This window comes from Arthrobacter sp. 05L44, from assembly GCF_056397605.1.
Genome location: NZ_JBFTNS010000001.1, coordinates 169,868 through 181,675, shown reverse-complemented (window position 1 = coordinate 181,675; position 11,808 = coordinate 169,868). Strand labels below are relative to the sequence as shown.

Annotated in this window: 13 protein-coding genes and 1 riboswitch; of the genes, 2 read left to right on the top strand and 11 right to left on the bottom strand. The window is 68.4% G+C overall.

All coding sequences use genetic code 11. The features are described from left to right. Positions 1–5 precede the first annotated feature (5 nt). The 8 genes from AC1DHY_RS00830 to AC1DHY_RS00795 all read right to left on the bottom strand — a co-directional run bounded on the left by AC1DHY_RS00830 (position 6) and on the right by AC1DHY_RS00795 (position 8,630). Positions 6–719, bottom strand: a complete 714-nt coding sequence (locus AC1DHY_RS00830; protein ID WP_476877717.1) for a metal-dependent transcriptional regulator — start codon at positions 717–719, stop codon at positions 6–8. Positions 720–729: 10 nt separating this feature from the next. Beyond that, the gene (locus AC1DHY_RS00825) at positions 730–2,025 is read right to left on the bottom strand and encodes an Nramp family divalent metal transporter (RefSeq protein WP_476903025.1); all 1,296 of its coding nucleotides are present in this window, start codon (positions 2,023–2,025) and stop codon (positions 730–732) included. A gap of 127 nt (positions 2,026–2,152) precedes the next feature. Next, positions 2,153–2,911: a class I SAM-dependent methyltransferase gene (locus AC1DHY_RS00820; protein ID WP_476903024.1), complete on the bottom strand. Its 759-nt coding sequence runs from the start codon at positions 2,909–2,911 to the stop codon at positions 2,153–2,155. An 84-nt stretch (positions 2,912–2,995) separates the two neighbouring features. Then, positions 2,996–4,426 carry an aminotransferase class V-fold PLP-dependent enzyme gene (locus AC1DHY_RS00815; protein ID WP_476877720.1) on the bottom strand — a complete coding sequence of 477 codons (1,431 nt, stop codon included), beginning with the start codon at positions 4,424–4,426 and terminating at the stop codon, positions 2,996–2,998. Positions 4,427–4,459: 33 nt separating this feature from the next. After that, a riboswitch (SAM riboswitch) is annotated at positions 4,460–4,573 on the bottom strand. A gap of 89 nt (positions 4,574–4,662) precedes the next feature. Beyond that, positions 4,663–5,475, bottom strand: coding sequence for a histidinol-phosphatase (gene hisN, locus AC1DHY_RS00810; RefSeq protein WP_476863165.1), 813 nt, complete (start codon positions 5,473–5,475; stop codon positions 4,663–4,665). Positions 5,476–5,544: 69 nt separating this feature from the next. Then, on the bottom strand, positions 5,545–6,660 hold the full coding sequence (gene rsgA / locus AC1DHY_RS00805; RefSeq protein ID WP_476877721.1) for a ribosome small subunit-dependent GTPase A: 1,116 nt from the start codon (positions 6,658–6,660) through the stop codon (positions 5,545–5,547). Next, positions 6,644–8,074: a 3-phosphoshikimate 1-carboxyvinyltransferase gene (gene aroA / locus AC1DHY_RS00800; RefSeq protein WP_476877722.1), complete on the bottom strand. Its 1,431-nt coding sequence runs from the start codon at positions 8,072–8,074 to the stop codon at positions 6,644–6,646. The genes rsgA and aroA overlap by 17 nt, the downstream gene beginning before the upstream one ends. A gap of 7 nt (positions 8,075–8,081) precedes the next feature. Continuing rightward, the gene (locus tag AC1DHY_RS00795; RefSeq protein ID WP_476877723.1) at positions 8,082–8,630 is read right to left on the bottom strand and encodes a DoxX family protein; all 549 of its coding nucleotides are present in this window, start codon (positions 8,628–8,630) and stop codon (positions 8,082–8,084) included. A gap of 339 nt (positions 8,631–8,969) precedes the next feature. Between AC1DHY_RS00795 and AC1DHY_RS00790 the strand changes: the two genes are divergently transcribed. Further along, positions 8,970–9,716, top strand: a complete 747-nt coding sequence (locus AC1DHY_RS00790) for a sigma-70 family RNA polymerase sigma factor (RefSeq protein ID WP_476877724.1) — start codon at positions 8,970–8,972, stop codon at positions 9,714–9,716. Continuing rightward, positions 9,713–9,985 carry a mycothiol system anti-sigma-R factor gene (gene rsrA, locus AC1DHY_RS00785; RefSeq protein ID WP_476877725.1) on the top strand — a complete coding sequence of 91 codons (273 nt, stop codon included), beginning with the start codon at positions 9,713–9,715 and terminating at the stop codon, positions 9,983–9,985. Before AC1DHY_RS00790 ends, rsrA begins: the two co-directional genes overlap by 4 nt. 95 nt (positions 9,986–10,080) lie before the next feature. Here the strand turns inward: rsrA and AC1DHY_RS00780 are convergent, their stop codons facing one another. The 3 genes from AC1DHY_RS00780 to AC1DHY_RS00770 form a co-directional block, all read right to left on the bottom strand. Next, a complete protein-coding gene (locus AC1DHY_RS00780; RefSeq protein WP_369299106.1) occupies positions 10,081–10,155 on the bottom strand; it encodes a 50S ribosomal protein bL37 in 75 nt (24 codons plus the stop codon). Between the two features lie 94 nt (positions 10,156–10,249). Then, the gene (locus AC1DHY_RS00775) at positions 10,250–10,861 is read right to left on the bottom strand and encodes a PadR family transcriptional regulator (RefSeq protein ID WP_476877726.1); all 612 of its coding nucleotides are present in this window, start codon (positions 10,859–10,861) and stop codon (positions 10,250–10,252) included. Next, a complete protein-coding gene (locus AC1DHY_RS00770; protein WP_476903023.1) occupies positions 10,861–11,688 on the bottom strand; it encodes a DUF4097 family beta strand repeat-containing protein in 828 nt (275 codons plus the stop codon). The genes AC1DHY_RS00775 and AC1DHY_RS00770 overlap by 1 nt, the downstream gene beginning before the upstream one ends. Positions 11,689–11,808: the final 120 nt, after the last annotated feature.

The window sequence follows — 11,808 nt, the reverse complement described above, 5'->3', positions numbered from 1 at the left end:
GCCCCTTAACGGTCCGCGACGCTGCAGCCGGAGTGGGCCGCGTCGCTGTGGACCCAGAGGGCCGCCGCGACCTCGTCGGCGAGGTCGACGTCGCGCATGACGCCTCCGGCGCCGATGCGGACCATCAGCGGGCCGCCGAACGGTTTGCGTCCCAGGACCTCGACGTCGGCGTCCAGATCGATCTGTTCAGCGGCGAGGTAGCGGAGCAGTTCGGGGTTCTCGTCGCTGATGCGGGTGATTCGGCCGGTGTGGCCCTTATCGAGTTCGCTCATCCGGTAAGCGGGCGGCATCAGGACGGAGCCGTCCGCCGCCGGGATCGGGTCGCCGTGCGGGTCCCGGACCGGGTGGCCCAGCTTGGCAGCCATCCGCTCGATGAACGTTTCGGAGACGGCGTGCTCAAGCAGTTCCGCCTCGTCGTGGACCTGGTCCCAGCGGTACCCGAGCTCCTGGACCAGGAACGTTTCGATCAGCCGGTGCCGCCGCACCATCGAGAGGGCCAGCCGGACGCCGTCGTCGGTCAGGGTCACGGCGCTGTATGGTTTGTGGTCCACCAGGCCCTGGTCCTTGAGTTTGCGGACCATCTCCGAGACCGAGGAATTCGCGACGCCCAGCCGCTGGGCAAGTTGGGTGGAGGTGATCGGCTTGTCCTGCCACTCCGTAAAGGAGTAGATGACCTTGACGTAGTCCTCGATCGAGGAGGAGGGCGGACTGGTCTTCACAGTCCCCAGCCTACCGTCCGGCGGCGCCGGTGAAGGTGAGCCACAGCAGCACCAGGTTCAGCGCGACCACCAGGACGACGCTGACTATGGCGGCCACCCGCAGCGCCATCCCGTCGGCGAACTGGCCCATCAGGGAACTGTTGCTGGTCAGCACCACCAGCGGAACCAAGACGAACGGGATTCCGAAGCTCAGCACCACCTGGCTGAGGACCAGCGCCCAGGTGGGGTCGAAGCCGACGGCCAGCAGCACGACTGCCGGGATCAGGGTCAGCACCCGGCGCGTCATCAGCGGGATCCTGATCTTCAGCAGGCCCTGCATGATGGTGCCGCCGGCGTAGCAGCCCACCGAGGTGGAGGCCAGGCCCGAAGCCAGCAGGCCGACGGCAAAAACCACACCGACCACGGGGCCGAGGCTGGCGGAGATGGCCGAATGGGCGCCCTCGATGGTGTCAGTTCCCTCGACGCCGCCGAGGGTGGATGCGGCCAGGAGCAGCATGCCGATGTTGACGATGCCGGCGACGGCCAGGGCGGCCACAACGTCCCAGCGGGTGGCCCTGACCAGCCGCGACATCGCGTGTGGCGGGACGTGCAGGTGTGGGTTGGGCCGGTGCCGGTCGCGGGAGAGGGCCGAGTGGACGTAGATGGCGTGCGGCATCACGGTGGCCCCGAGCATACTCGCAGCCAGCAGCACGGTGTCCGGTCCCTGGAAGGCCGGTACCAGCCCGGCCAGCACACCACCCGGATCGGCGGGGCTGATGAACAGGCCGGCCAGGAACCCGACGGTGATGATGCCGAGCAGGAACATGATGACGAACTCGAAGGGCCGCTGCTGGTTCCGGCTCTGGACAGCGAGCAGCACCATCGAAACGCCGCCGACAATCACTGCGCCCAGGGGGAGGGGGAGGCCGAACAGCAGGTAGAGGGCCACGGCGCCGCCCACCACCTCGGCAAGGTCGGTTGCCGCGGCCACGATTTCGGCCTGGACCCAGAAGGCACGGCGCCAGGCGGGCCTGAGCCGCTCACCGAGGATCTCCGGCAGGCTTTTCCCCGTGACGATGCCGAGCTTGGCGGACTGGTACTGGACCAGCACGGCCATCGCGTTCGCGGCGACCAGGACCCAGACCAGCAGGTACCCGTACTTGGCGCCGGCGGTGAGGTTCGCCGCGACGTTGCCGGGATCGACATAGGCGATGGCAGCGACGAAGGCTGGACCGAGCAGGCCAAGCAGCGCCCTGCGCCGGCCCCTGACCTTTCGGGCCGGGGGCTGGGCATCGGGGCGGGGTTGGTGTCCTGTTACGTCCAGCACTGCGGGGCTCCCATTAAGTTTCCGAATGCCTGAACATAAAAGTTAGGCACACCGAAATCATAGGCGTGAGCGGGTGGCCCGTGCAATGGCCGTCGGCTGGATTGCCGGGGGAGTGGCCGGGTAGGGACTAGGCCTTGAAGGCGCGCCAGCTCTGCGTCAGGTAAGGCAGCGGAAGGATCTCGYCCGGAACGTGGCCGAGGTGCTCGTGCAGGTACCAGTCGAGGTTGCTAAGCACCTTCTGGCGGGTGGCCTCGCCGGCCCGCAGGTAGTAGCTGCGGGACTTGGCGAGTTCCATGAGGTCCTGCGTGCTGACCGGATCTTCCCAGCGGGTGAGGTGGCTTTCCAGCCCGGTGAACTCCGGGCCGACGGGCGGCCGGAAGTGGGGTTTGTGGACATCGCCGGCATGCATGATGCGGGAGAGCCGGTGTACCCAGGGCACGGAGGTGTCGAGCTGGTTCCAGATCAGGCCGAGGACCCCGTGCGGGCGCAGGATCCGCGCGGCCTCGGTGCTGGCCAGCAGGGGATCGCACCAGTGCCAGGCCTGGGCCACGGTGACGAGGTCGAAGGCGTCCGCCGGCAAGCCGGTACGTTCGGCGGTTCCCTCGACGGCGGCGACTCCGGGCAATGATGCGCGCAGTTGTTCCAGCATGTCCGTTGACGGGTCGATGGCCACGGTCCGGAGGCCGCGCCGGACCAGCAGCGCCGTGAACTTGCCCGTCCCGGCGCCGAGGTCGGCGGCGTCGCTGGCTCCGGCGGGTATCAGCCAGTCGGCGGAATCAGCAGGGTAGCCGGGCCGCACCCGGTCGTAGTGTTCCCCGCCGTCCCGGAAGCTTTGGCCGAGCTCCTGCCGCCGCTGGTGCTGCAGTTTTGGGCCCCCGCGTGCCACGTGTCGTCTCCTCCGGCAGCTCGAATTTGGTACCTACCGAATTTACCGCACGCGGGGGCCCGGCGCTTGTGGCCGGCGCTGGTGTCAGTCCAGCGTGCAGGGCGCCGCGCCGGCCGTGCCCGGGGTGTTGGGTGCCCAGTGCGGATAGCTGCGGGTGTCGTTGGCCGGAACCCAGCGGCCCGCGTCCACCACGTAGTCCCAGCCGAGCCCGTTGCGCCGGAGCTCCTGCAGCCCGGCCAGGAGCCGCTGGGCGTCGTCGAGGCGGGACCCGAGGCCAAAACTGGCACGGAGTGACCCGGCCGGCAGGCCCAGCCGTTTCAGCAGCGGGTGGGCGCAGAACCGGCCGTCGCGCAGGCCGATGCCATGCTCCGCTGAGAGGTAGGCGGCGACCAGGCCGGCGTCGTACCCGGCCACGGAGAAGTTGACCACGCCGATCGTCCCGGGCCCGTTACCGGCGGCGGTGTCCTCGAAAATGTGGTGGACGCTCACGCCGTCGATCCGTTGCAGTCCCTCCACCAGGAAGGACCGGATGGCGTCTTCGTGGGCGTGCCACTGCGCGTCGTCGAGCGCCTCGATGACCTGGCTGGCCCGGGCCAGGGCAGCGGCCCCCAGCACGTTCGGGGAGCCGCCCTCGTGGCGCGCCGGTCCCGTGGTCCAGCTGACGGAGTCGAGCCTCGCGTCCCGCACGGCGCCGCCTCCGGCCAGGTGCGGGGTTCCGGCGTCGAGCCAGTCCGGGCGGCCCACCAGCACCCCGGCGCCGAACGGGGCGTAGAGCTTGTGGCCGGAGAACGCGAGGTAGTCGACGTCGTCCGCGCTGATGTTGATCCTGCGGTGCGGGGCCAGTTGGGCGGCGTCGACGGCGATCCGGGCGCCGAACTCGTGCGCCAGGGCGGCGAGCTCGCCGATGGGCAGGATCTCGCCGGTGACGTTGGACGCGCCGGTGACGGCGAGCAGGCTCACCCCGCCGCGGGCGAGTTCCTGGCGGAGCCGCGCCACGGTGCCGGCCAGGGTGGGGGCCGCGACCACACTGCGGTGCGGGACGTTCTGCCAGGGCAGCAGGTTGGCGTGGTGTTCGATGTCGAGGTAGAGCACCTCGCCCGTAGGGCGTCCGTCAACCGCCGGGAGGCAACCGGCCAGGAGATTCAGGGAGTCGGTGGTGTTCCGGGTGAAGATCACCGAGTCGTCCGCACGGCCGCCCACAAAGCCTCGGACAATGTTCCGGGCGTTTTCGTAGACCGAGGTGCTGAGCTGCGAGGCGTAGCCTGCGCCGCGGTGGACGCTGGCGTAGTACGGCAGGATCTCGTTGAGGTAGGCGGAGACCACGGACAGGGCCGGCGCCGATGCGCCGTAGTCCAGGTTGGCGTAGCGGACGTGGCCGCCCTGAATCAGCGGCGCTTGGATTTCGGCGCCGGACACGGCGGACAGCGGCCTGCGGGCGGCGTTGAACCGTGTGTCGGCCGGCTCCTGGGCGCCGGCGGAAGAGGTGGGGTGGGTGGAAATGGTGGCAGTCGTCATGGGACCTCGCTTGAAAGGACCCCGCTCACAGGGGATCCGCGCTTGCCGGGTCCGCTCCGGACCGGCCAGGTCGTCACCCGGGGCACCCCGCCGCGAATGGAGGGTTGCCGGCCAGCAAACCGGGGTTTAGCGCTGGCACTCGTGACCTGGTTCGAGCCTAGGACATGGCGTGCCGCCCGGGAAAGGGAGGTCCGGAATGTGAAGCGTTGTGTTACGGCTGCCTGCCGCGGAGCGGGCTAGAGGAGGTCGTCGAGGCCGGGGTTAAGGCGCTTGAGGACTTCCGAATGCAGGATGGAGTTCGTTGCGAGCGCGTTCCCGCCGAACGGGCCATCCTCGCCTTCGAGGGAGGTGAATCGCCCGCCGGCCTCGGTCACGATCGGGACCAGCGCCGCCATGTCGTAAAGGTTGAGCTCGGGTTCGCAGGCGATGTCCACGGCACCCTCGGCCACCAGGCAGTAAGACCAGAAGTCGCCGTATGCGCGGGTGCGCCAGACTTCCTCGGTGAGGCCGAGGAATTCGTCGAGATTGCCGCGCTGCTTCCAGCCGCCCAGGCTCGAGTAGGACAGCGAGGCGTCTTCGAGGCGCGAGACGTTGGAGACTTTAAGCCGGGTGGCGGCGGCCAGGGACCGGCCCATGTAGGCGCCGGCGCCCTTGGCAGCCCACCAGCGCTTGCCCAGGGCCGGGGCGCTGACGACGCCGACCACCGGCTCGCCCTCGTCCACGAGGGCGATCAGGGTGGCCCAGACGGGGACGCCGCGGACGAAGTTCTTGGTTCCGTCGATGGGGTCGATGATCCAGCGGCGGGAGCCGTGGCCGGAGCTGCCGAACTCCTCGCCCAGGACCGCGTCGCGCGGCCGGGAGCGGGACAGCTGGCCGCGGATGGCTTCCTCGGCGGACTTGTCGGCGTCAGTGACGGGGGTGAGGTCCGGCTTCGTTTCGATCCGAAGGTCGAGCGCCTTGAAGCGGCTCATGGTCTGGGAATCTACGGAATCTGCCAGTACATGGGCGAGGCGCAGGTCATCGTTGTAGCTCGAAGCGGGTTGGCTCATGCCTCCAAGCTACCGTCAAAAAGCTCCCGGGACCGGGAGGCCACGTCGCTGCCGGCCGGGCGGACCCTGTTAGGAGACGCTGCCCAGCTCCTTGGTTTCCTGTGCTTCCATGCGCGGATCCGTGCCGAGGAGCCGGCGCAGGGAGGCAAGGCGCGCAGGGCCGGACGGTCCGGCGTGGCCGCCCTGCACCCAGGCGTCCACGCCGCAGTTAACGGCGGTGGCGTCGTGCTTGCAGCCCCGTTCGCAGTCCGCGGTGCCCGGCTCCAGGTCGGGGAACGAACGCAGGATCCGGTCCGGGTCCACGTGGGCCAGGCCGAAGGAACGGATGCCGGGGGTGTCGATGATCCAGCTGCCGGCGGGCGCGTCGTTGACCTTCAGCGCCAGGGCGGAGGAGGAGGTGTGGCGGCCGCGTCCGGTCACGGCGTTGACGCCGCCGGTGGCACGTTCGGCCCCTGTGAGCGCGTTGACCATGGTGGATTTGCCGACGCCGGAATGGCCCAGCATGACGGTGACCTTGCCGTCGAGGTACCCGCGCAGCTGCGAGACCGCGTTCTTGTCCAGCCGGGCGGACAGGCCGTCGTCCGAGCGGGCGTCGATGCCCGAGGCGGCCGAGTCGGCCGTCTTGGAAATGATGACGGGGAAGTCGAGGTGCTGATAGTTGGCGAGCAGCTCGGCGGGGTCCTTGACGTCCGCTTTGGTGACCAGGAGCAGCGGTTCGATGCCGGCGTCGTAGGCCGCCACGAGGGCACGGTCGATGAACCCGGTGCGGGGCTCCGGGTTGGCGGCGGCGACCACCACCACCAGCTGGTCGGCATTGGCGACGACGGCGCGTTCGATTGGGTCCGTGTCGTCGGCGCTGCGCCGCAGCAGGGTCCGGCGGTCCTGGATTTTGACCAGGCGGGCCAGCGTGTCGGCCTCACCGCTGACGTCACCGACCAGGGAGACGAAGTCGCCGGCCACCACGGGATTGCGGCGCAGTTCCCGGGCCCGGGCGGCAATGATCTTCCGTTCGCCGCTGCTGCCTTCGTCGACGACGGCGGTGTAGCGTCCGCGGTCCACGGTGATGATGCGGCCGGTCACGGCGTCGTCGTGGCTGGGCCGGTCCTTGGTGCGGGGCCTCGAGCCCTTTTTGTTGGGGCGGATCCGGACGTCCGATTCGTCCCAGGAGTCAGTGCTGCGTGCCACCGGTGGTGTCCTTCTCTGCGCTGTCCTGCACTACCGGGGCCGTCTGTGCGGTCGTCTGTTGTGCGGCTGCCCCGCCGAGCATCGCCGCCCATAGCTGCGGGAAGTCCGGCATCGTCTTAGCCGTGGTGGCGATGTCCTCCACCTCCACACCAGGGACGGCGAGTCCAAGGATGGCTCCGGCGGTGGCCATCCGGTGGTCAGCGTAACTGTGCACCACGCCGCCATGCAGGGTGGCCGGCCGGATGATGAGGCCGTCGGCGGTTTCCTCGGCGTCGCCGCCCAGGCGGTTGATTTCGGCGACCAAAGCGGCGAGCCGGTCCGTCTCGTGGCCGCGCAGGTGGGCGATGCCGGTGAGCCGGGACGGGCCGGTGGCCAGGGCGCACAGGGCGGCAACAGTCGGGGCTAGTTCGCTGGTCTCGTCGAAGTCACCGCCGGTGATCTCGGCGCCGCCGGTGACAGTCAGGGTCCCGTCGTCGAGGGAAACGGTGGCGCCCATGGCGGCCAGGATCTCGCGCCAGAGGTCACCCACCTGGGTGGTCCCGGCGGGCCAGTTGGGAATCCGGACGGTGCCGCGGGTGGCCAGGGCAGCAGCCAGGAACGGTCCCGCATTGGAGAGGTCCTGTTCGATGCGCTGGTCGAAGGCGCGGATGGGTCCGGGGGAGACAATCCAGTGGTTCGGCACGGAATCATCGACGGCCACGCCGACTCCGCGGAGCGCCGTGACCGTCATGCTGATGTGGTCCAGGCTGGGAACCGGCTTGCCGACGTGCTCCAGGTGCAGGCCCTCCTCGAACCTGGCTCCGGTGAGCAGCAGGGCCGAGACAAACTGGGAGGACGCGCTGGCGTCGATCACGAGGTGGCCGCCGCGGACTTCCCCGGTGCCGCGGACCGCGAAGGGCAGCGATGACGCGGGACCGCCGTCGGGCGCGCTTACCGCTACACCGAGTCCGGCCAGGGCCTCGATGATGGTGCCCATCGGGCGCTTGCGGGCATGCGGGTCGCCGTCGAACACGGTGGTCCCGCGGCGCAGGGCCGCGACGGGCGGAACAAATCGCATCACCGTCCCGGCCAGGCCGCAGTCGACGGCGGCGTCGGAGCCGGCAGCGCCCGCGCTGATCGGGGTGATCTCCAGGTCAGGGCCGAAGGCGCCGTCGCCGGGGACTTCCGTGATCGTGGCCCCCAGCTGCCGCAGTGCCTCGATCATCAGGGCTGAGTCCCGGGAATGCAGCGGAGCCCGCAGCCTGCAGACACCGTCCGCGAGGGCGGCCAGGACCAGGTACCGGTTGGTCAGGGATTTCGAGCCGGGAACCGTGACAGTGGCATCGACGGGGCCGTCCGCGAACGGCGCGCGCCAGTGCGGACCGCCGCCGGCCGGGGAGGAAATGGCAGCTGCGGAGGGTGTGGTGCCGGTCATTTCAGTCTTAGGCTCCGACGGTGTTGTCGACGGCCTTGCGGAGTGCCTTGTCAGCCTTCTTCAGCTTCTTGCCGGTGGTCTTCCGTGCGTCGGCGGCGAGGTGGGCCGTGGTCTTCCGCGCGTCGGCGGCGAGGTGCTCGGCGCGCCAGGCCAGGCTCGGCTTGCCCGCGGTGTCAACGGCGGCCAGCAGTACTCCGCCGGTCAGCGACACGTTCTTCAGCAGCTGCTTGCGCCGGGCGTTGCGGCCTTCCTTGGAGGAGATGTCCGCGCTGCGCCATTCAACAAAGCCGTTCAGGGCCGAGATCACGGCGAGGACGGTGGCGGCGAGGCGGGCTGACTTTCCCAGGGCGAAGAGGACGCCGGCGCCCACCTGGGAGCCGCCAATAACGCGGGCCAGAACGAGCTCGTTGGTCTGGAACGGCAGGGTGTCGGCGGCGCGGCGGAGGAGGGGAGACAGCTGTGCCGCAGTGTCATCCGCATTCCGGAGCTTGTCCATGCCTGCGAGGACGAAGCTGGAGGCGAGCATGGGGCGGGCGAGAAAGCGGACAAAGGACATGAATTTCCTCCTGGATGGATGAACCGCGGACGCTCTGCGGGAGAACCGGTTCTAGTCTTGCACTTTTGCGGAATATTTGCCCGTTGTGTGCAGTTGTGCTTGACAGGTCTCCGCGGAGAAGGGGACCGAAAAACAGGGGCAAAAACGTACAGGCAAACCCAGGGCAGCGGGCCGTTGTCCGGTCTGCGGCTGTCCGGTGCGGATGCGGTGCAGAAAGGCGGAAGTTTGGTTCTGGTAAAGGAATTCCGGGTGCAGGACGCAGCCTTGGAGGAACCGTGGGGCGTTGCCCTGACGGGAGCTTCAGGCACCCGCCGGAAGGTGACAGTAGACTTGAACGCAATGAGCACCATGGATCCGGCCGTAGCGGCCACGCACGAAGTAGCCGGAAAAGACGACGCAGCAGCCGCTGAACGCACAGCCACGGAAACCGTGGCGGCCGACGGCACCGGCCAGCCGCTGGACACGTCCGCCGAGACTTCGGAGGAACGCCGCGTCCGCTTTGAGCGCGACGCGATGCAGTATGTCGACCAGCTGTATTCGGCGGCCATGCGAATGGCCCGTAATCCGGCCGACGCCGAGGACCTCGTGCAGGAGGCGTACACCAAAGCTTTCTCCGCGTTCCACCAGTACAAGCCCGGCACCAACCTCAAAGCGTGGCTGTACCGGATCCTTACCAACACGTACATCAACCTGTACCGGAAGCGGCAGCGCGAACCGCTGCAGTCCAACTCGGACACCATCGAGGACTGGCAGCTGGCCCGCGCGGAGTCGCACACCTCGACGGGGTTGCGTTCCGCCGAGGCTGAAGCGCTGGACCACCTGCCGGATTCGGACGTGAAGCGGGCCCTGCAGTCCATTCCGGAAGAGTTCAGGCTGGCTGTCTACTTCGCCGACGTCGAAGGGTTCGCGTACAAGGAAATTTCAGACATCATGAACACCCCGATCGGGACCGTTATGTCCAGGCTGCACCGCGGCCGGCGGATGTTGCGGGACATGCTGGCCGACTATGCGGCAGAGCGGGGATTCAGGGCCGCGGGCGATCCCGCCTCGGCGGCCGCGAGCAACAATCAGGAGAACGGGAAATGAGCGACTGCCAGGGATTGGGCGACTGCGACGACACTCGGATGCAGCGCATCTACGAGTACCTCGACGGTGCCCTGACGCGCGACGACATCGCCGAGATCAAGGACCATCTGGACCAGTGCCCGGAGTGCCACGAGCAGTACGACCTCGAATGCGTCATCCGCGTTATGGTCAAACGCTCCTGCACGGAGGCCGCGCCGGAGAACCTCAAGAACTCCATCCTGGACCGGATCCACTCGGTCCGTCCGGTCGAGGCCGACGCCGGAGCGTAAGTACCGGCGCGGACGCGCCGCCACAAAGCGAAAGACCCCGGGAACCGTGAGGTTCCCGGGGTCTTCTGCTTAAAGCTGTCTATCCTAGCCGTGGCTTAGGTGTTGGGGCGCTTACCGTGGTTCGCGCCGCCACGCTTACGGTCACGACGTTTACGTGCACGCTTGCTCATAGCTGGCCTCCTTAATCTTGGTACTCAAAAGAGCTGCCCTCAAGTCTCCCACATCAGCGGGGCCGCCGCGAACCGAGACAGGGGTAGGGCCGGCTCAATCGCCCAGTGAGTTCCGGATGGAAATCCGGGCCTGGTCGAGGACCGTCTTGACGGTCTCCAGGGTGACGGGGGTGACGGGCTTGGCGCCGGCATGCCGGCGCAGTTCCACCCGGATATCGTCCCGGAAGGACTGCACCAGCATTTCGGCCTCCCTCAGCCTGCCGTCGCTTTCCTTGGAGTAACGCGCCGTGGCGGGGGACGCGGCGTTGCGGGCGGTGGAGCGGGCGGCTTCCGCCGTGGCTGCCAGGTCCGCGCGGAGCCCCTGCATGTTGACCCGGATGTCCTGGCGCAGCTTGTCCGCGAGGCGCCGGACGGAGGCGGAAATGTCGTCCTCCACCGTGGCCAGCTCCCCGCGCCGCCGGTCCAGTTCCACCAGGCCGGCAGCGGTGATGCTGTAGTTGGTGCGCCGGCCTTCGGTGTGGGTGGCCACGAGCCCTTCGTCCTCCAGCTTGGCGAGCCGCGGGTAGATGGTTCCGGCACTGGGGGAGTAGGTGCCGCCGAAGCGGTCGCTGAGGGCCTTGATCAGCTCGTAGCCGTGTTTGGGGCCGGATTCCAGCAGTGCCAGCAGGTACAGCCGCAGGGCGCCGTGGGCGAAGACCGGGGGCATCAGAGTCCCGCTTCGGTGTCCGTGCCCGGCTGGCTGTGGAAGATCGAGGTCTTGCCGGAGACCGAGTTGGTGCGCACCAGCATCAGCTTCGCGTCGGGCCCGGCGATGGTCTGCAGGGTTCCTCCGGGCTGCATGTACCGCTGGTCGTCAATGACCACAGCGCCGCTGGCCGACTTCGCGATGATGTCCACCCCGACGTCGTGCGGGAGCCGGATGGTGACGTCGCCGGAGACGGAGTTGGCGCCGAAGTCCTGCGTGAACCCGTGCAGGTCGAAGCTGAGGTCTCCGCTGACCGTGTTGGCGCGGATGTTGCTGAACTCGCCGGAGGCCGTGACCTCGCCGGAGACGCTCTTGGCAGTCAGGACGCCGTTGTGGTTGCGGGCGATCACCTCACCGCTGACGGTGCTGACACCCAGTTCGCCCTGGGTGCCGTCGGCCAAGACGGACCCGGAGACCGTGTTCAGCCGCGTGTGTCCGGTGAGGCCGGAGACCATCCCGTCGCCGCTGACCGTGCCCGCCTCGACGTCGACGCCGGCCGGAAGGGCGATGCTGATGACCACGGAGTTGCTTGAGTTGTTGTTCACCGTGCCCATGAGGTTCTTGAACCAGCCCTGCGCGCCGTGGAGCTGGTGGCGCACCTCAAGCCGGCCGTCGGTGAGGCTGACCGCCAGCGGATCGCCGTCGACCTCCGAGACCTCGATGCGCGCCACCGCCTCCTCGTGGGTGACGATGTCAAAGCGGCCGCGGACGATGCCGAGTTTGAGCGAGCGGACGCCGTCGACGTCGATCGTCTGGGGACCTGTTACGGTCCAGGAATTCTGTTCCATACTTCCTCCGGATGCGGACGGGTGCGATCTGGCGAGCCTCGTTGCTTGCGATATATCGCGACTATGGAAACACGATATATCGCGCTTTGGGCGCGGTCAAGATATATCGCGACAGAATTA

Excerpts from the sequence above, each read along its gene's own strand:
- AC1DHY_RS00790 (WP_476877724.1), top strand. The coding sequence starts at position 8,970 with ATGAGCACCATGGATCCGGCCGTAGCGGCCACGCACGAAGTAGCCGGA.
- AC1DHY_RS00815 (WP_476877720.1), bottom strand. The coding sequence starts at position 4,426 with ATGACGACTGCCACCATTTCCACCCACCCCACCTCTTCCGCCGGCGCC.
- hisN (WP_476863165.1), bottom strand. The coding sequence starts at position 5,475 with ATGAGCCAACCCGCTTCGAGCTACAACGATGACCTGCGCCTCGCCCAT.
- aroA (WP_476877722.1), bottom strand. The coding sequence starts at position 8,074 with ATGACCGGCACCACACCCTCCGCAGCTGCCATTTCCTCCCCGGCCGGC.
- rsrA (WP_476877725.1), top strand. The coding sequence starts at position 9,713 with ATGAGCGACTGCCAGGGATTGGGCGACTGCGACGACACTCGGATGCAG.
- AC1DHY_RS00770 (WP_476903023.1), bottom strand. The coding sequence starts at position 11,688 with ATGGAACAGAATTCCTGGACCGTAACAGGTCCCCAGACGATCGACGTC.
- AC1DHY_RS00795 (WP_476877723.1), bottom strand. The coding sequence starts at position 8,630 with ATGTCCTTTGTCCGCTTTCTCGCCCGCCCCATGCTCGCCTCCAGCTTC.
- AC1DHY_RS00775 (WP_476877726.1), bottom strand. The coding sequence starts at position 10,861 with ATGCCCCCGGTCTTCGCCCACGGCGCCCTGCGGCTGTACCTGCTGGCA.